The sequence below is a fragment of the Streptococcus cristatus genome, assembly GCF_003943465.1.
Classification (GTDB): Bacteria; Bacillota; Bacilli; order Lactobacillales; family Streptococcaceae; genus Streptococcus; species Streptococcus cristatus_C.
The window spans coordinates 60,158-76,049 of record NZ_RJPR01000005.1 but is presented as its reverse complement, the minus strand read 5'-3'; the positions used below and the strand labels follow the sequence as shown (position 1 = coordinate 76,049).

20 protein-coding genes are annotated in these 15,892 nt (G+C 44.7%); 18 read left to right on the top strand and 2 right to left on the bottom strand.

Annotated elements, in window-relative coordinates; all coding sequences use genetic code 11:
- Positions 1-626 precede the first annotated feature (626 nt).
- The 13 genes from folP to D8793_RS06715 all read left to right on the top strand — a co-directional run bounded on the left by folP (position 627) and on the right by D8793_RS06715 (position 10,695).
- A complete protein-coding gene (gene folP / locus D8793_RS06780) occupies positions 627-1,577 on the top strand; it encodes a dihydropteroate synthase (protein ID WP_185761030.1) in 951 nt (316 codons plus the stop codon).
- 2 nt (positions 1,578-1,579) lie between these two features.
- Entirely contained in the window at positions 1,580-2,923 is a 1,344-nt protein-coding gene (locus D8793_RS06775) for a bifunctional folylpolyglutamate synthase/dihydrofolate synthase (RefSeq protein WP_125371261.1), read from the top strand.
- A complete protein-coding gene (folE, locus tag D8793_RS06770) occupies positions 2,904-3,458 on the top strand; it encodes a GTP cyclohydrolase I FolE (RefSeq protein WP_125371260.1) in 555 nt (184 codons plus the stop codon). The genes D8793_RS06775 and folE overlap by 20 nt, the downstream gene beginning before the upstream one ends.
- An 84-nt stretch (positions 3,459-3,542) precedes the next feature.
- Positions 3,543-4,355 carry a 2-amino-4-hydroxy-6-hydroxymethyldihydropteridine diphosphokinase gene (folK, locus tag D8793_RS06765; protein WP_125371259.1) on the top strand — a complete coding sequence of 271 codons (813 nt, stop codon included), beginning with the start codon at positions 3,543-3,545 and terminating at the stop codon, positions 4,353-4,355.
- 246 nt (positions 4,356-4,601) lie between these two features.
- Positions 4,602-5,522 (top strand): hypothetical protein, encoded by a 921-nt coding sequence (locus D8793_RS06760; protein WP_125371258.1) that lies wholly within the window; start codon positions 4,602-4,604, stop codon positions 5,520-5,522.
- A gap of 134 nt (positions 5,523-5,656) precedes the next feature.
- Positions 5,657-6,364: an ABC transporter ATP-binding protein gene (locus D8793_RS06755; RefSeq protein WP_125371257.1), complete on the top strand. Its 708-nt coding sequence runs from the start codon at positions 5,657-5,659 to the stop codon at positions 6,362-6,364.
- A 1-nt stretch (position 6,365) separates the two neighbouring features.
- Positions 6,366-7,154, top strand: a complete 789-nt coding sequence (locus D8793_RS06750) for a lantibiotic ABC transporter permease (protein ID WP_125371256.1) — start codon at positions 6,366-6,368, stop codon at positions 7,152-7,154.
- A complete protein-coding gene (locus D8793_RS06745; RefSeq protein WP_125371255.1) occupies positions 7,154-7,876 on the top strand; it encodes a lantibiotic ABC transporter permease in 723 nt (240 codons plus the stop codon). The genes D8793_RS06750 and D8793_RS06745 overlap by 1 nt, the downstream gene beginning before the upstream one ends.
- A gap of 12 nt (positions 7,877-7,888) precedes the next feature.
- Positions 7,889-8,587, top strand: coding sequence for a response regulator transcription factor (locus D8793_RS06740; protein ID WP_125371254.1), 699 nt, complete (start codon positions 7,889-7,891; stop codon positions 8,585-8,587).
- A complete protein-coding gene (locus tag D8793_RS06735) occupies positions 8,554-9,591 on the top strand; it encodes a sensor histidine kinase (RefSeq protein WP_125371253.1) in 1,038 nt (345 codons plus the stop codon). Before D8793_RS06740 ends, D8793_RS06735 begins: the two co-directional genes overlap by 34 nt.
- Before the next feature lie 296 nt (positions 9,592-9,887).
- On the top strand, positions 9,888-10,091 hold the full coding sequence (gene relB / locus D8793_RS06725; RefSeq protein ID WP_002896748.1) for a type II toxin-antitoxin system RelB family anti-toxin: 204 nt from the start codon (positions 9,888-9,890) through the stop codon (positions 10,089-10,091).
- Positions 10,088-10,270, top strand: a complete 183-nt coding sequence (locus D8793_RS06720) for a hypothetical protein (RefSeq protein ID WP_125371252.1) — start codon at positions 10,088-10,090, stop codon at positions 10,268-10,270. Before relB ends, D8793_RS06720 begins: the two co-directional genes overlap by 4 nt.
- Positions 10,261-10,695 carry a DUF2178 domain-containing protein gene (locus D8793_RS06715; protein WP_125371251.1) on the top strand — a complete coding sequence of 145 codons (435 nt, stop codon included), beginning with the start codon at positions 10,261-10,263 and terminating at the stop codon, positions 10,693-10,695. The genes D8793_RS06720 and D8793_RS06715 overlap by 10 nt, the downstream gene beginning before the upstream one ends.
- 54 nt (positions 10,696-10,749) lie before the next feature.
- Here D8793_RS06715 and D8793_RS06710 read toward each other — a convergent pair whose 3' ends face one another.
- Together D8793_RS06710 and pepA are read right to left on the bottom strand one after the other, a co-directional pair.
- Complete coding sequence (locus D8793_RS06710) at positions 10,750-12,234, bottom strand: DUF1846 domain-containing protein (RefSeq protein ID WP_125371250.1); 1,485 nt, start codon at positions 12,232-12,234, stop codon at positions 10,750-10,752.
- A gap of 119 nt (positions 12,235-12,353) precedes the next feature.
- The gene (gene pepA, locus D8793_RS06705; RefSeq protein WP_125371249.1) at positions 12,354-13,418 is read right to left on the bottom strand and encodes a glutamyl aminopeptidase; all 1,065 of its coding nucleotides are present in this window, start codon (positions 13,416-13,418) and stop codon (positions 12,354-12,356) included.
- Positions 13,419-13,544: 126 nt separating this feature from the next.
- Here pepA and D8793_RS06700 point away from each other — a divergent pair, with 126 nt between their 5' ends.
- The 5 genes from D8793_RS06700 (at position 13,545) to D8793_RS06680 (ending at position 15,833) form a co-directional block, all read left to right on the top strand.
- Complete coding sequence (locus tag D8793_RS06700; protein WP_125371248.1) at positions 13,545-13,829, top strand: DUF4651 domain-containing protein; 285 nt, start codon at positions 13,545-13,547, stop codon at positions 13,827-13,829.
- A complete protein-coding gene (locus tag D8793_RS06695; protein WP_125371247.1) occupies positions 13,829-14,143 on the top strand; it encodes a thioredoxin family protein in 315 nt (104 codons plus the stop codon). Before D8793_RS06700 ends, D8793_RS06695 begins: the two co-directional genes overlap by 1 nt.
- A gap of 30 nt (positions 14,144-14,173) precedes the next feature.
- Positions 14,174-14,800, top strand: coding sequence for a YtpR family tRNA-binding protein (gene ytpR / locus D8793_RS06690; protein ID WP_125371246.1), 627 nt, complete (start codon positions 14,174-14,176; stop codon positions 14,798-14,800).
- 80 nt (positions 14,801-14,880) lie between these two features.
- On the top strand, positions 14,881-15,276 hold the full coding sequence (locus D8793_RS06685; protein WP_125371245.1) for a single-stranded DNA-binding protein: 396 nt from the start codon (positions 14,881-14,883) through the stop codon (positions 15,274-15,276).
- Between the two features lie 260 nt (positions 15,277-15,536).
- A complete protein-coding gene (locus D8793_RS06680; protein ID WP_015604292.1) occupies positions 15,537-15,833 on the top strand; it encodes a WXG100 family type VII secretion target in 297 nt (98 codons plus the stop codon).
- The last annotated feature ends 59 nt before the right edge of the window (positions 15,834-15,892 follow it).

Below are 15,892 nucleotides of genomic sequence, written 5' to 3'. Positions count from 1 at the left end.
NAGATAGAGCTACGGGCTTCCAAGCGGTTTCCACACTTGCGCTACCTTTATTTTTTGATGATTGCAAGCAACGCAGCGAGTCTTGTTTTCCTCTGTGGGCAGTCGAGTTCTGAGCTAACGCCTTTGCAGCAGCTTATCTCAAACAGCTTTTCCGCCTCCTCCTTGCTATTGCTTGGCATGGATTTATTTGGTATGTCATCACAGGCTAAGCAAAACAGGCAGATGAAATACAGAAAGAGTTGGTGTATTGCCTTGGGAATCACTCTCTTTGCTTTCCTGAGAAATCCCGGAGAATCATCTTGTTTTCTAATTTACCTAAGTTTAGGTATGGCTTTTGTCCGGCTCTTAAAAGCTTGGGTTGGATCTCTGGAATTGTCCTTACTGGCTCATCTTCTTCGGAATTTACTTCTGATTCTCCTTTTGCCTTTCTGTTTGTAAAAAGTGTTTTCTTAAATAGCGGAATTGTGGTAAAATGGTAAATGAAACAAGGGGCAGATGAGGTCTTCTTGTGAAGTCGAGTGCAGTTCATAGGACTGGATGCTGCATCTGCTGTTGGCTTTGCGGTACACTAGATGGGTGTGCCTTTTTTGTTGAAAGGCAGTAGTAGCAAGGGGAAAGGAAATACGATGAATTTAAGACAACTTGCTCCAGAGGGCAAGACAGCCCTTTGTGGGATCCTTAATGTTACCCCAGATTCCTTTTCGGATGGGGGCAAATATGATACGGTGGAAAAGGCTTTGGAGCAGGCACATAAGATGATAGCTCAAGGAGCTCATTTGCTAGACATCGGTGGCGAGTCGACTCGTCCAGGCAGCCATTTTGTGGACATTGAAGCGGAGATAGGTCGTGTGGTACCGGTCATTGAGGCTCTTCGCCGAGAGACTGATATCCTCATTTCTGTAGATACTTGGAAGGCACCAGTTGCAGAAGCAGCTTTGGCCGCTGGAGCTAATATCATCAATGACATCACAGGACTCTTGGGTGATGAGAGAATGGCAGCTGTGGCTGCCAAGGCTGGAGCGCCAGTTATCGCCATGTTCAATCCAGTCATGGCTCGACCCCAACATGCCAGTTCGAAAATCTTTCCGACTTTCGGCTTTGAGCCAGCTTTTACCGAGTCAGAATTAGCGGATTTTGAACGGCTAGATATTGAGGCACTCATGTGGGCATTTTTTGAAAAGACACTGGCAAGAGCTGAGAAAGCTGGCCTGGACCGTGAGCAAATCATGCTGGATCCAGGGATTGGTTTTGGCTTGACCAAACGGGAAAATCTCTTGCTCTTACAGGAACTGGACAGCATTCATCAGGCAGGCTTTCCTATTTTTCTGGGAGTCTCTCGCAAGCGATTTTTGGTCAATATATTAGAAGAAAATGGTTTTGAAACTGACCCAGAGACGGAAACAGGTTTTCAAAACAGAGACCTAGCTTCAGCTCATTTGACCAGCATTGCAGCTAGTCAGGGTGTTGAGGCTGTCCGAGTGCATGATGTGGGAGCCCACCGGATGGCAGCCGAGATTGGCGATGCTATTCGACTGGCTCAGAAAATGGAAGATCTAAATTTACGGCAGTATAAGTGACTATGACAAAAGAAGAATTGCCAGATTTAAGCTGGCTGGAAGCCTATCGGACGGATAGTCCTAATTTTGGCTTGGAGCGGATGGAGCGGATGCTGGCGCTGCGGGGAAATCCTCATTTGCAGCTGTCAGTGATTCATATAGGGGGGACCAACGGGAAGGGCTCAACCATTGCCCACCTGCGTCAACTCTTGGAAATGCGAGGCCTGCGTGTAGGAACCTTTACTTCCCCCTATTTGATCAGCTACAATGAACAAATCGCCATCAATGGTCGGTCTATTCCCAATCAAGATTTGTCGCGCCTTCTAGAGACTTATCGAGCTCTTTTTGAGGAGCAAGCGAACGATGAGGTTTTGCAGGGAGTGACTGAGTTTGAAATCATGACGGCGTTAGCCTATGATTATTTGGCTCAGGAGCGGGTCGATGTGGCCATTATGGAGGTTGGCATGGGCGGCCTCTTGGACAGTACCAATGTCTGCCGACCTGATCTGACAGCTATTACGACTATTGGCTTAGATCATGTGGCTCTGCTGGGGCATTCTCTGGCAGCGATTGCCGAGCAGAAGGCTGGGATTGTCAAGCCAAATGTGCCCTTGGTGACTGGACGGATTGAGCCAGAAGCTCTGGCGGTCATTGAACACAAGGCTCATCAAAAGCAAGCGCCTCACTATGTTTATGGGCAGTCTTATCAAGTTCAGAGCTTGGGCGGGACTGACTCAGGAGAACATTTTAGCTTTTCCAATGCCTATCGGGAGGCGGAGCCTTACCTGACGCCTCTGTTGGGGCAGCATCAGGTAGACAACGCTGGTTTGGCGATTGAGCTCTGTGACCTCTATTGTCAGAGCAAACAGCTACCGCTGTTAACAAAAGAGCAAGTTGGCGCAGCTTTATTGGCGACAAGCTGGCCTGGGCGGATGGAGCAGATTTCGCACCAGCCTCGTATTTTGCTTGATGGCGCCCACAATCCACATGCTATGGAGAGGTTGACGAGGACCTTGAGCCAACATTATCCAGACTTGGATAAGAAAATCCTTTTTAGCTGTATCCAGACCAAGTCTCTGGAGGAAATGGTGGGTCAGCTCAAGCAGTTGCCTAAGAGTCAGCTAATTTTGACCAATTTTGCAGATCCACGGAGCTTTTCCAAAGAAAATATGGAGGCGCTGGCCTGTGAGCAGGGCTTGGACTATGCTGATTGGCAGGGATTTTTAGAGGCTTATTTGAAAGCTGAGCATGGGACCGATGAGCTCTTGCTGATTACGGGCTCCCTTTATTTCCTGGCTCAGGTCAGGGCCTATATCATTGACAAAGAAAAAGAATCTAGGAGTGAATATGGACACGAAGAAAATTGAAGTAGCTGTTGCCCAGATTATTGAGGCGATTGGCGAAGACGGAAGCCGCGAAGGCTTGCAGGAGACGCCACAGCGCATTGCTAAAATGTACCAGGAAATCTTTGCTGGGCTGGGTGAGACTGCTGAGGAGCATCTGGCCAAGTCTTTTGAAATCATTGACAATAATATGGTAGTGGAGAAGGATATTTTCTTTCATTCTATGTGTGAGCACCACTTTCTGCCATTTTACGGGAAGGTTCATATCGCCTATGTGCCTAATGGTCGGGTAGCAGGCCTGTCCAAGCTGGCCCGGACGGTAGAGGTCTATGCCAAGAAACCGCAGATTCAAGAGCGATTGACCGTAGAGATTGCTGAAGCCTTGATGGACTATCTGGGTGCTCAAGGGGCCCTGGTCTGGGTGGAAGCTGAGCATATGTGTATGAATATGCGAGGAGTCAGAAAGCCTGGCACTGCAACGGTTACTACAGCAGCGCGTGGCGTTTTAGCGACGGATAAGGACCTAAAAAATGAAGCTTACAAACTGATGGGACATTGATTTTATCAGTGATGGAGCATGTCAAGAACTAGATAGTTTTATTAAGGATGAAATGCAGAAACTTGAATCAGAAAGGATAAGAGAATGGATCAGCTGCGCATTAAGGATTTGGAAGTGTATGCCTATCACGGTCTGTTTGGAGCGGAGAAGGAATTGGGCCAGCGTTTTGTGCTGGATTTGATTTTGGACTATGATATGACACGGGCTGCCAAAACAGGCGACCTGACAGCTTCTATCCACTATGGAGAATTAGCTCAGGATTTGACACACTGGTGTCAGGAAAGCAAGGAGGACTTGATTGAGACGCTGGCTTACAAGTTGATTGATCGGATTTTTCTGACTCATCCTTTAGTGCAGAAGGTCAGCTTGGAAGTCAAGAAGCCTTGGGCACCGGTGCCGCTGCCTTTAGAGACCTGCTCAGTCAAGCTAGTGCGTCAAAAGCGGAAAGCCTTTATCGCTCTGGGGAGCAATCAAGGCAACCCAGCTGCCAATTTGGATGCGGCTTTGGAAAAAATGGCAGAACAAAATATAAGAGTTTTGCAAGCATCAAGCCGTATCGAGACAGAGCCTTGGGGTGGCGTTGAGCAGGATCCGTTTCTCAATCAAGTTGTTGAAGTTGAAACCTGGCTCAATCCTGAGGAATTAATGCAGACGCTCTTGGCTATCGAAGCGGATTTAGGGCGCGTGCGGGAGATCAAATGGGGACCGCGTGTGATTGATCTAGATATCCTTTACATAGGACAGGAGGAGGTATACAGTCCAAACTTGATTGTTCCTCATCCTTATGTGGCTGAAAGAGCTTTTGTCTTGCAATCTCTGATGGAAATCGCCCCACACTTTGTCGATCCCGTGCAGAAAAAAAGTATCCGCCAGCTCTGGGATGCGATCGAAAAATAAACTAAGAACTCGTTGTAAGACTTTTTAATGTAAAGGAATTATTTCAAGTTAATTATAATCATATTATTAGTGATAAAAAAGTGATAAAAATAAGAAAGAAATTAGTTTTCAGGTTGTATATGACGGATTGCAGAGTTTATCTAAGACAGGAAGTTTCTCTTATGTAGATTGGCAAACGACGGATTCTAAGTACTTTTCAAATTTAGTAGGATCTAATACAACGTTTTGATATAAGGGGATGAGACGATGAGATATAGATATTGGATTGGGATGATTGTAACAATTTCTTTTATAGTTCTTGGAGTCGTTTATTTTCATCAGAGCTCTTCAGAAAAAGAATCTGAACCCAAAATTATTAAATCAGTAAATGAATTGGATATAAATAAAATTAAAGTGCTAGGGGATGAAAAGAAATACATTCTTTCTGGTGCTGATACAGTTTTAGTTGGAGGACGGTATCTTTTTGGCAGAAGCTACAAGGAAAGAAAATTGAAAGATTCTAAGAGCACAAATATAGAATTTATTAGTTTTTCTTACTATGATTTAGATACTCAAAAAAGCTCTACGGTCAATGTGTTAGAAAAGGTTCGAAAAAAGAATAAAAAAAATGATGTTATACGTATTGGGCTTCCTACATTTGGAGGACCAGCCTATAAAGATACTATTTATATTGAGGTGTTAGAAGCTGGAAAACCTATCTCCGAAGCGGAAAAACTTTACTATAATCTAGGAAAGGAAGACTATTATAGTCCGACTGATTCAGATAAAATTCCTAGCACAAAAGAATTAGATCTTATTTCACTTTCCATGACAAATTTAAGTGATCGTATTTCTGACATAGGTTATTACTATGCAACTGATTATAGAAGTATTACTAACTCTGGTAATGTAAAGCCTGATTCTAACATCAACCTATTCAGTATATTCCCTAATATAGAGAAGGGGATAATTAAGGGAGATGAAAAGTTATCCATGCGTTATGATCGAATGGGGAATGCCGAGATCTTCGATACACTCCTTCATTGGTTTGCGCCTAAGGGAGAGGAAACTTTGTCTGGAGTAAAAATCAAAGCTGACTATTCTGTAGATGGTCAAGAACATGAGATTCACTCCTATGATGAATTAAAAAATTACTATAATGGTAAAAGAGGTGAACTAAGTGAGTAAGTCAAGAAAAGAAATTCATGTTGAGAAAACTGGAATTATAGAAAAGAAACTTGTCGCAAGGCAAGTTTTTTTATTGTCTGAACTTTCTCTGAACTTGCCCCTGTATACTAAAGAAAAAACAAAAGGAGTTCAGTATGGAACATGTAGTGAAAATAGAAGGAGTCTGCAAAAAACATGGCAGTAAGCAGATTTTAAAAGATATTTCTTTTACAGCTAGAAGCGGGCGGATTACAGCTTTTCTAGGCCCGAATGGTGCTGGTAAAAGTTCGACCTTGAGGATTCTCTTGGGGCTTGATCGGGCGACAGCAGGGACTGCAACTTTTGATGGGCAAACCTATCAGTCAATGACCTATCCGCTCAGAACGGTAGGCGCAGCCTTTGATGGCATTGGCGGTCTGCCAAATCGAAAGGTCTATGACCACCTGCGGATTATTGCGGCGAGTAATGCTATTCCCAAGTCTCGGATCGATGAGGTTTTAGAGATGACTGGAATCGTTCATAAGAGGAAGGACCTCTTATCAAGCCTGTCTCTGGGGGAAGGTCAGCGGCTGGGTCTGGCAGCAGCTTTGCTGGGTGATCCTCAGTTTCTTATATTAGATGAGCCGACCAATGGACTGGATCCAAGTGGGATCAAGTGGTTTAGAAAGTTCATCCGTCAGCAGGCTGACTTAGGAAAAACGGTACTTCTATCTTCCCATATCCTATCAGAGGTGCAAATGGTGACAGATGATGTAGTCTTGATTCATCATGGGCGCATTATTGAGCAGGGACAATTGGAAGAGGTGTTGCAAGATTCAGACAGTCTAGAAGATCTCTTCTTTGATTTGACAGAGGAGGTTTAAGATGAAAGAAACGATGTCTTTATTGCATTCAGAATGGTTGAAAATTCGCTCAACCAAGGCTTTCAGAGTGAGTATGGCCTTCATGCTGCTATTGGTGCCTGCCGTATCCTGGCTGGAGGGCCGACAGTATTTATCTGTCGGCTTGGATGCCACACCTGAGACGGTTCCCGGTCTCGCAGAAGCCATTGACCCGCTGGAATATCTAGGCCTCAATGGGGCTTCTATGGCAGGCATGGTTTTGGTCATCTTAGCTGGAATTTTGGGAGCTATGGAATTTCAGTCTCATAGCTTGAGAACCAGTCTTTTGACCTGTAATAACCGCCTGAAGTTGCTTGTGGGGAAACTCATGACCTTTGCTTGCTTTTCTCTTGCCAGTAGCTTTTTATCAATTTACTTTAGTTATATGGTCATGCACCTGGCTTTAGGAAAGGAAGGGCTTGATCCGATTCTGCTCAATCAGGCAGCTTGGAGTTTGATTTTGTGGAAAACCTTATCTCTAACCCTATTGGGAATCCTTTCATTTTTGTTAGGTTTATTGGCTCGGACCATGCTGGTTCCTCTGCTTTTTCTCGTACCCCAGATCTATAATCTGGGAAACTACCTGGCAGCTCACACGAGTTGGGGAGCTTATCTGCCACAGCCAGCAGGAGAGTTGTTTGCTGCAACGCCAACTTCCCAATATGCCAACAATCCCTTGCAAGGGCTGTTGATACTTGGTGCATGGTTACTAGTCATCGGCGGTATGACCTCTCTGCGCTTTTTGAAGACGGATTTAGGAGGGCGATACTGATGATAAAAGCTCTACTTAGAAGCGAATGGATTAAGTTCCGTTCTTACTATCTCGCTCTTGGTGCAGCCTTGGTGGCTCTGGTAATCGTTCCATTTTTTCTGATGAATCTTGACTACAGTCAAACAGCAGTTGGACAGACAAAGGCTCTGAGCGAGGCTTTGCATGCCCTCTATCTGGCGCAGCCTGTCATCGTCATCTTTACTTCGCTCTATTTTGCCCAAGAGTTTGTCAAGTCTGGGATGCGAACGAATTTTCTAACTGTATCAAATAGAAAGGCTTGGTTGTCTGGGAAAATCCTTTTTCTGTTCTTGCTGCTCTTGGTTCTCTATAGTGTCATTATAAGTAGCTGTTTCTTTGTTATGCTGGCTCGATTTGACCTAGACTTTAGCTGGTCCTTACTGGGGGAATTCCTCTATTACAGCTCTTTTGGTCTTCTCAGCAATCTTTTTCTGGCTTTTTTAACTGCCGGCCTCGCTTTGCTATTTCAATCTTGGGTTGTGCCGGTGTCGGTGCTCTTTCCTCTCTTGATTGGTCTCAGCCGTTTATTGGCAACTTTCATCAAGGAAGCAAAGTATTTGCCTGATCTGGCTACGCTCAATCTTTTTGAGTATGAAAGGCTTCAGCATTCAATAGATCTATCAGGGCTGGGAATACAGCTGTTATGGTTAGCTTTGGTTTGGGGTTCTGCTATATTCTTAACCTTGAAACGAGATGTTCGCTAGAGGTATGCTATAATGGAAATCATGAGACAGTATCGTATTTTAGTGGTTGATGACGACCAGAGCATTTTGAAGCTGGTGAAAAACGTCCTAGAGCTCGACGCTTATGATGTAACGACGCTTGATCGGATAGAAGAGCTGGAGCTGACGCATTTTGTCGGATATGATTTGATTCTGCTGGATGTGATGATGGAGCCTGTTAATGGTTTTGAGTTATGTTCCTACATTCGTCCTCATCTTTCGTGCCCAATCATCTTTTTGACTGCTAAGGAATTGGAGGCGGACAAGGTGGAAGGGCTCTTTCGCGGAGCGGATGACTATATTGTCAAACCTTTTGGGACCAAAGAATTGCTGGCGCGTGTTAGGGCTCATCTTCGGCGGGAGGAAAGACGGGAGGAGCGCTATTCTGAGATTGCTTCTTGTCAATTTTATCCAGAGCGCTATGAAGTTGCCTGTTTTGGTAAAGTCTTGAAATTTTCAGAGCGAGAGTTTAAGTTGCTGCATTTACTAGCTAGCAATCCCAAGCAGACCTTCTCAGCTGAACGCCTGCATACCTTACTCTACCCAGAAAGCTCAGAAACACAGCTTCGCTCCATCTCAGAATACGTGTATCAGATTCGTCAAAAATGCAAACAAGAAGGGCTGCAAGCAATCGCAACAGTGAGAGGAGTAGGCTATAGATGGCAATTAGAACCCGTAATTTCAAAAGCCTAGTCTGGACAACCAGTTTAAAAATCGTCTTTTTCCATGTTTTGATTTTTGTTCTTATAGGCTATGAATTTACGCAAGGCAGCGATTATGCCCTTTTCATCTTGTTCTTTTGGGCAGGGAGCTTGCTGCTGATTACTTTTTATCATATTTTGAAATTGCTCCGAAAAATCGACAGGGAAATAAAAATGCTAAAGAGCGAGAAGCTTTTAGAAGAAAATCAAAGCCAGCTTTTTCGGATTGAGGAAATGCTAGAAGTCTATAGGGATTTACGGAGCAGCCACCAAGAAAATGCTCGTCTTCTAGAAAGAGAGCAGCAGCATAATCAGGAGTTGATTTTACAGCTATCAGCGACATCGCACGATTTGAAGACGCCCCTAACTGTGATTAAGGGGAATGCTGAGCTCTTGGAATTGGCACAGTTGGGTTATCCACAGGCAGACTATGCTGCTGAGATTTTGCAGGCTAGTCACAAGATGGAAGAGTATTGTGGCTCTTTGATTGATTATGCTAAGACTTTTCAGATTGATGCTAATCAGTTCAGTCAGCTTTCCTTGGAGGATTTTTTGGCTGATCTACGGGACGACTGGGCACTGTTCAGCAAACAGGAAAGCTATCGTTTTTCTCTCCAAGAAGATTGTGATCTTAGTCTGATTTTGTCCATTCATTTGGATTATCTCAAGCGAGCTTTGCTCAATATTTTACTGAATGCGCTTGAACATGCAGACCAGAATCAAAAGGAAGTCAAGCTAACGGTATCAGTGCAGCAGGACCAGTTGGTTTTTGCTATCTGGAACAATGGCCCTGTATTTTCAGAGGAGATGTTGCTGGGAGCAGAACAGCTCTTTTACCAGAGTGACCAAAGCCGCAATTCAGCTAATCCCCATCATGGAATCGGCTTAGCCTTTTCTAAGCAGGTCGCTCTCTTGCACGGTGGTCGTCTGACCCTGCTCAATCCAGACCAAGGAGGAGCTTGTGTCGAGTTGACTGTGGCTTTAAAAAGCAAATAACAAAGGAAGTCAATAAAGATGATAAAAGAGAGTGGGACAGAAATCGGTAATTCGTTAGAATTCGATTTCGTCGTCCCACCTCCGCACAGTTGAGTAGGGCTGTAAAAGCTGATGAAATCAGCGTAATAGAGCCCACTCAACCACTGCGTCTTGCTCGACGATCCAAAGACAATTGAGAGGCTAGGACTTTTGTCCCAGCCCTTTTTTTGCCGCTTTCTTCTTGACAAAATATGTAAAGGAGACTATACTCTATTTAAAAAGTAAAGGTCGTTTTACATCATAAAAAGGGGGAAGCCTTGGAAAATCGAATTCAAGAATTGCGAAAAAGAAAAAAGCTCAGCCAGGAGGAGCTGGCTGAGAAGCTAGAGGTCACGAGACAAACGATTATTTCTTTGGAAAAAGGCCGCTACAATGCTTCGCTCCTTTTGGCTCATAAAATTGCATCCTTTTTCAATTTAAGGATTGAAGAAGTGTTTCTCTTTGAGGAGGATGAATCATGAAATGGACTTATTTGTGTAAATGGATATTGGCTATTTTGGTGGTTGTTGGCTTGTCTTACCTCCATTTGCAAGCCAATTTTATACCTAAGGAAATCCTGCTTTTTGTGGGAATGTTCTTGATTGTGGCGATGTTGAAATTTCCCAAGCGTATGAAAAATAGGAGACTGACATGGAAATAATAACTAAACAAGAATTTCGGAAAAAACTTCAAAGGAAGGTTATCATAGGCCGCATCCTAATCCTAGTCCTCTGGCTGGGGTTGGGATGGAGCTACATTCATTCTCTGGATGATTTACAGGAAGGCATTATGGTTGGTCTGCTTCTGGGGCTTTCCTTGATGGTTCTACGTTATAACCTTGCCTTGAAACGGGAGGAAGCTTTTAATAGGCTCTACATTCAGGTGACGGATGAGCGCAATCGGATGATTGACGAAAAGACTCGCACTCTGCTCTTTGATATCCTTTTGCTGCTGGTAGCAGGGCTAAGCCTTCTGTCTATGATTTTTCCTATCGTTTTAAATCTCAATCAGTTTCTGACCTTGACTATTATCCTGGTTTTGGCCCTTTACTATCTCTTGCGTTTTCTCCTGTCCAAGCGTTATTAAGAAAAAAAGCTGGCAGAGCCAGCTTTCTCAACAAGCTTTTAACAGAGCTTGTTTTTATTTTCTATAAAGTCGATCATACTGATGAACAGGATCCATGGTTACATGGATGCCTAGTTTGCGCAGGACATTTTTGTCTTCATCTGTCAGCATTACGGTTGAATGAGCTTCGCTGCCCTTGAGATTTCCAAGCTCTTGCATGGCTTGTGCAGCGTCTTGATTTTCCATGGCTGTGATTGCCAGAGCCATCAAGATTTCATTTGAGTGAAGGCGCGGATTACGGCTGCCCAAATGATTAATTTTCAGGCCTTGGATTGGTTTAACGTACTCAGGCTCAATCAGCTTGGTTTCTTTAGCAATATTGGCTAACTTCTTAATGGCATTAATCAATACAGCAGCCGTAGGGCCAAAGAGCTCAGAGGTCTTACCGGTTACGATTTCGCCATTTGGCAATTCCAGAGCTAGAGCTGGTTCGCCAGTGCTTTCAGCCTTGGCACGCGCAGCGACGGTTACCTTACGGTCCAGCGGTGTGATGCCCAAGTCATTCATCAAGAGTTGGATTTTCTTGATAGCAGATTCAGAAACGCGCTCTGCCTTGAAGTCTAGAATCGTCTGGTAGTAGCGGCGGATGATTTCCTGCTGAGAGGCCTCGATAGCCGCATCATTATCTACAATGGCAAAGCCGACCATGTTGACGCCCATGTCTGTTGGAGAAGCATAAGGTGATTTGCCTAGGATGCGCTCCAGCATACGCTTGAGGACTGGGAAAATTTCGATATCACGGTTGTAGTTGACAGTGGTTTCGCCGTAGGTTTGCAGGTGGAAAGGGTCAATCATGTTGACATCGTCCAGGTCTGCCGTCGCTGCCTCATAAGCTAGATTGACCGGATGGTGCAGGGGCAGATTCCAAACTGGGAAGGTTTCAAATTTAGCGTAGCCTGATTTGATGCCATTGATTTGGTCGTGGTACATATTGGACAAGCAAGTAGCTAATTTACCAGAACCAGGACCAGGCGCAGTCACTACGACCAGATTTCGACTGGTCTTAATATAGTCGTTCTTGCCCATTCCCTCAGGTGAGATGATGTGGTCCATATCAGTAGGATAGCCCTTGATTGGATAGTGGATGTAGGAGTCAATTCCGTTCTTTTCTAGCTGAGCGCGGAAGAGATCAGCTGCTGGCTGGCCAGAATACTGAGTAATGACCACTGAGCCCACATAAATATCCAGCTCATTAAAGGTATCGATTAGGCGCAGAACTTCTTGGTCATAGGAAATACCCAAGTCCCCACGTGCTTTAGAGTGCTCAATATTGTTGGCATTGATAGCAATGACAATCTCCACTTGGTCCTTGAGCTCTTTGAGCAGTCTAATTTTATTGTCCGGCTCATAACCTGGCAAGACACGGGCAGCATGGAAGTCTTCCAGCATTTTACCGCCGAATTCCATGTACAATTTGCCCTCAAATTGATTAATGCGCTCCAAGATATGGTCGCGCTGCAGGTTTAAGTATTTTTCTGAATCAAAAGCAATTTTTTTCATGTATAGTTTCACCTCTGCTAAGCATTATAACAAAATTTTCTTCAAATTGGAAAATTAAAAGAGATTATATTAGATAAAATAGATAGCAGCCCGAATGAAGAACGGGCTGCTTCTCGAAATTAGTAGTTGGTAATCGTGTCCACGGTTGAGCGATCCAGCTTTTTGACCAGCGCTTGCAGGAAGGCTTGGGCCTGCAGGAAATCGTCCATGGCATAGAGGGTTTGATGAGAATGAATGTAGCGGGCGCAGACACCAATGGTGGTAGATGGTACGCCACCGCTTTGGAGATGGGCAGCACCAGCATCCGTTCCGCCCTTGCCGCAGTAGTATTGATACTTGATGCCAGCTTCTTCTGCGGTTGTCAAGAGGAAGTCCTTCATAGCTGGCAGCATGAGATGACCAGGATCAAAGAAGCGAATCAACGTTCCGTCGCCAATGGCTCCTTGACCGCCGTAGATGTCGCCCGCTGGGGAGCAGTCCACAGCCAGGAAGACCTCAGGAGCAAATTTTGTCGTTGAAGCATGGGCACCACGCAGGCCAACCTCTTCTTGAACATTGGCGCCGACATAGAGTTGGTTTCCTAGTGCTTGACCAGACAAGGCTTGAGCCAATTCGCTGACCATAAGGACGCCGTAGCGGTTGTCCCAGGCTTTAGAGATGACATTTTTACCGTTAGCTGTGAGAATGGCAGAACTGTCTGGCACGATCGTGTCTCCTGGACGGATGCCGTAGCTTTCAGCTTCTGCCTTATCTGCAAAGCCGCCGTCAAAGACAATGTCCGCAACCTGTGGTATAACTGGTCCGCCAGAACCACGTGTCAGATGAGGAGGGACAGAGCCTGAGATGACAGGGATTTCTCGGCCTTCGCGGGTAAAGAGTTTGAAGCGTTGGCTGCTCACGACTAGCGGATTCCAGCCACCGATTTCTACTACACGGAAAGTCCCGTCGGGCTTGATCTCGCTGACCATGAAGCCAACCTCGTCCATGTGAGCCGCAACCAGAACGCGGGGAGCATTTTCTGCTTGAGAATGCCGAACCCCGAAGATGCCGCCTAGACCGTCGGTAACGACCTCATCAACGTGAGGAGTGATTTTTTCGCGCAGATAGCTGCGGACAGGTGCCTCGTGACCGGAGATTGCTGAGAGCTCAGTCACTTCCTTGATTTTTGAAAATAAATCAGACATAAGTTTACCTTCTTTCTGATTCTATTTTATCACTTTTTTAGAGGGAAGAACAGGATGAACTAAAAGAAGCTGAGAAATCTGTAATATTGTTTGTCGCCTCTGCGCTTTTGTGTTAAAATATTCTACATGAAAGCTAAAAAAATCATTTTAACGACAACCGCTCTCTTGGGAGCGGGAGCCGTGGTCTTTGGAGCTGCCAAGCTTGTGCAGGAGCAGAAAAGACTGCGTAATAGAGAAGAAATTGTTCAGGTCGTGCGGGAATTTTTTGCCAGCCGAGGACCGATTGCAACGGTCTATGTGGAACTTTATGAATCAACTGACAGCCGCACAGTTGGAGGGGTTGTCCTAGAAGACGACCGCCATTTCACCTTCGTCTATGAGAATGGTCAGCTGACCTACGAGGAAGAGTGATGATTCGGCCGCAAAGTATGGAGGAGCTGGCTTCTTATGTGGATCATAAGGGGAAGACTGTCTTCTTTTTCACAGCAGATTGGTGTGGAGATTGTCGCTTCATCAAGCCTTTTATGCCAGAGATAGAAGCTGAAAATCCTGACTTTACCTTTGTCGAGGTGGATCGGGATCAGTATATGGCTGTGGCCCAAAAATGGGATGTTTATGGGATACCTAGTCTGGTTGTTGTGGAAGATGGACGAGAGATTGGTCGCTATGTCAATCGCGACCGCAAGACCAAGAGTCAAATCAATGATTTTTTAGCGAGTTTATAAGAAGTTTTAAAAGTATTTTTGGAGGAAGAAATGATTTTTACATACAACAAAGAGCATGTTGGAGATGTTCTCATGGTCATCGCTGCTGATGATCAGGGAGCTAAACTAAGCGCTGAGCGCAAAGGAAATGTTGCGCGTGTTTACCGCGAAGATAATGGACAGACAGTAGCTTGGAATATTTTTGAACTGTCAAATCTTTTTGAAATTGCAGAGCGCGGACAAGTTCAGCTGACGGATGAGCAGGTTGCGACTCTCAATCAAGAATTGACCAAAGAAGGCTTCCAAGCGGAGCTGGTTAACGACCAAGAGCCTAAGTTTGTTGTGGGGGAAATCCTTGAGATGGTAGCCCACCCTGACAGTGACCACCTCAATATTTGTCAAGTGCAGGTGGCAGCTGATCAGACGGTTCAAATCGTGGCTGGCGCTCCGAATGCTCGTGTCGGTCTCAAGACGATTGTAGCTTTGCCTGGTGCTATGATGCCGAAGGGCAATCTCATCTTCCCAGGAGAACTCCGTGGCGAAAAGAGTTTTGGTATGATGTGCAGCCCACGGGAGCTTCAGTTGCCAAATGCACCACAAAAACGTGGTATCATTGAATTGGCCGATAGTGAAACGGTCGGAACGGCCTTTGACCCAGCTAAACACTGGCAGTCTTAAGACTTAGTATAGAAATGGAAATCGTGATTTTCACGATTTTTTTGTCTTTTCTCGCGAATAAATAGATAGGAGGAAAGAATATGTATAATAAAGTCATTATCATTGGCCGATTGACGGCTACACCAGAGCTACACAAGACAGCAAATGACAAGTCGGTCGCGCGTGCGACAGTGGCGGTGAATCGCCGCTATAAGAGTCAAAATGGAGAGCGTGAAGCGGATTTTATCAACCTTGTTATCTGGGGGCGCTTGGCTGAAACCTTGGCAAGTTACGCTAGTAAGGGGAGTTTGATTTCTCTGGACGGAGAATTGCGGAGTCGCCGCTATGAAAAGGATGGAACCACTCATTATGTGACAGAAGTTCTTTGCAGTGGCTTTCAGCTTTTAGAAAGCCGGGCTCAGAGAGCACTCCGTGAGAATAATACTGGAGCAGATCTAGCAGATTTGGTGCTGGAAGAGGAGGAACTCCCTTTTTAAAAGTGATTTTTCTGGTCTCGAGTGTTCATGATAGAAGAGAAAGTAACAAATAAAGAATTAGGTAAATAAGCTAATACGGCAACTAGCGATTCTTCTGAGAGGAACGCTAGTTGTTTTTAATTTTGAAGATTGAAGCATTATCATTATACATACGGAAAGTAAATTTGATTAGGAAAAACTTGACAATTATTAATAAAAGAAGTAAAATACCCTTGTACACTGTTCTATTAGGAACAAAAAATGTAAAAAGGAGTCCAATTATGGCAGAAATTTCATTATCCCCAGAAGAACTCACCTCGCAAGCTTCGGTTTATTCTAATGCTCGCGATCAAATTGAAGCAGCTATTCAAGCGGTAAATAGCGCTAATGGCGAAATGCAAGCACACTGGCAAGGTAGTGCCTTTAATTCTTATCTTGAGCAATATCAACAATTGCACGGAGATGTGGTTAAGTTCCAAGAGTTGTTGACTTCTATTAATCAACAATTGGTTAGTTATGCAAACACTGTATCAGAACGTGATACAGCGGATGCAAATAGTTTTGGTTTCAAAGGATAAGGGCGCTCTGAAATGGAGGGATAGGATTGCTTCCTACCCCTCTTTTATTTTAGTCAAAA

Bases quoted from the DNA above. Each gene is read 5' to 3' on its own strand.
- folP (WP_185761030.1), top strand. From the start codon at position 627: ATGAATTTAAGACAACTTGCTCCAGAGGGCAAGACAGCCCTTTGTGGG.
- D8793_RS06775 (WP_125371261.1), top strand. From the start codon at position 1,580: ATGACAAAAGAAGAATTGCCAGATTTAAGCTGGCTGGAAGCCTATCGG.
- folE (WP_125371260.1), top strand. From the start codon at position 2,904: ATGGACACGAAGAAAATTGAAGTAGCTGTTGCCCAGATTATTGAGGCG.
- folK (WP_125371259.1), top strand. From the start codon at position 3,543: ATGGATCAGCTGCGCATTAAGGATTTGGAAGTGTATGCCTATCACGGT.
- D8793_RS06760 (WP_125371258.1), top strand. From the start codon at position 4,602: ATGAGATATAGATATTGGATTGGGATGATTGTAACAATTTCTTTTATA.
- D8793_RS06755 (WP_125371257.1), top strand. From the start codon at position 5,657: ATGGAACATGTAGTGAAAATAGAAGGAGTCTGCAAAAAACATGGCAGT.
- D8793_RS06750 (WP_125371256.1), top strand. From the start codon at position 6,366: ATGAAAGAAACGATGTCTTTATTGCATTCAGAATGGTTGAAAATTCGC.
- D8793_RS06745 (WP_125371255.1), top strand. From the start codon at position 7,154: ATGATAAAAGCTCTACTTAGAAGCGAATGGATTAAGTTCCGTTCTTAC.
- D8793_RS06740 (WP_125371254.1), top strand. From the start codon at position 7,889: ATGGAAATCATGAGACAGTATCGTATTTTAGTGGTTGATGACGACCAG.
- D8793_RS06735 (WP_125371253.1), top strand. From the start codon at position 8,554: ATGGCAATTAGAACCCGTAATTTCAAAAGCCTAGTCTGGACAACCAGT.
- D8793_RS06720 (WP_125371252.1), top strand. From the start codon at position 10,088: ATGAAATGGACTTATTTGTGTAAATGGATATTGGCTATTTTGGTGGTT.
- D8793_RS06715 (WP_125371251.1), top strand. From the start codon at position 10,261: ATGGAAATAATAACTAAACAAGAATTTCGGAAAAAACTTCAAAGGAAG.
- D8793_RS06710 (WP_125371250.1), bottom strand. From the start codon at position 12,234: ATGAAAAAAATTGCTTTTGATTCAGAAAAATACTTAAACCTGCAGCGC.
- pepA (WP_125371249.1), bottom strand. From the start codon at position 13,418: ATGTCTGATTTATTTTCAAAAATCAAGGAAGTGACTGAGCTCTCAGCA.
- D8793_RS06700 (WP_125371248.1), top strand. From the start codon at position 13,545: ATGAAAGCTAAAAAAATCATTTTAACGACAACCGCTCTCTTGGGAGCG.
- D8793_RS06695 (WP_125371247.1), top strand. From the start codon at position 13,829: ATGATTCGGCCGCAAAGTATGGAGGAGCTGGCTTCTTATGTGGATCAT.
- ytpR (WP_125371246.1), top strand. From the start codon at position 14,174: ATGATTTTTACATACAACAAAGAGCATGTTGGAGATGTTCTCATGGTC.
- D8793_RS06685 (WP_125371245.1), top strand. From the start codon at position 14,881: ATGTATAATAAAGTCATTATCATTGGCCGATTGACGGCTACACCAGAG.
- D8793_RS06680 (WP_015604292.1), top strand. From the start codon at position 15,537: ATGGCAGAAATTTCATTATCCCCAGAAGAACTCACCTCGCAAGCTTCG.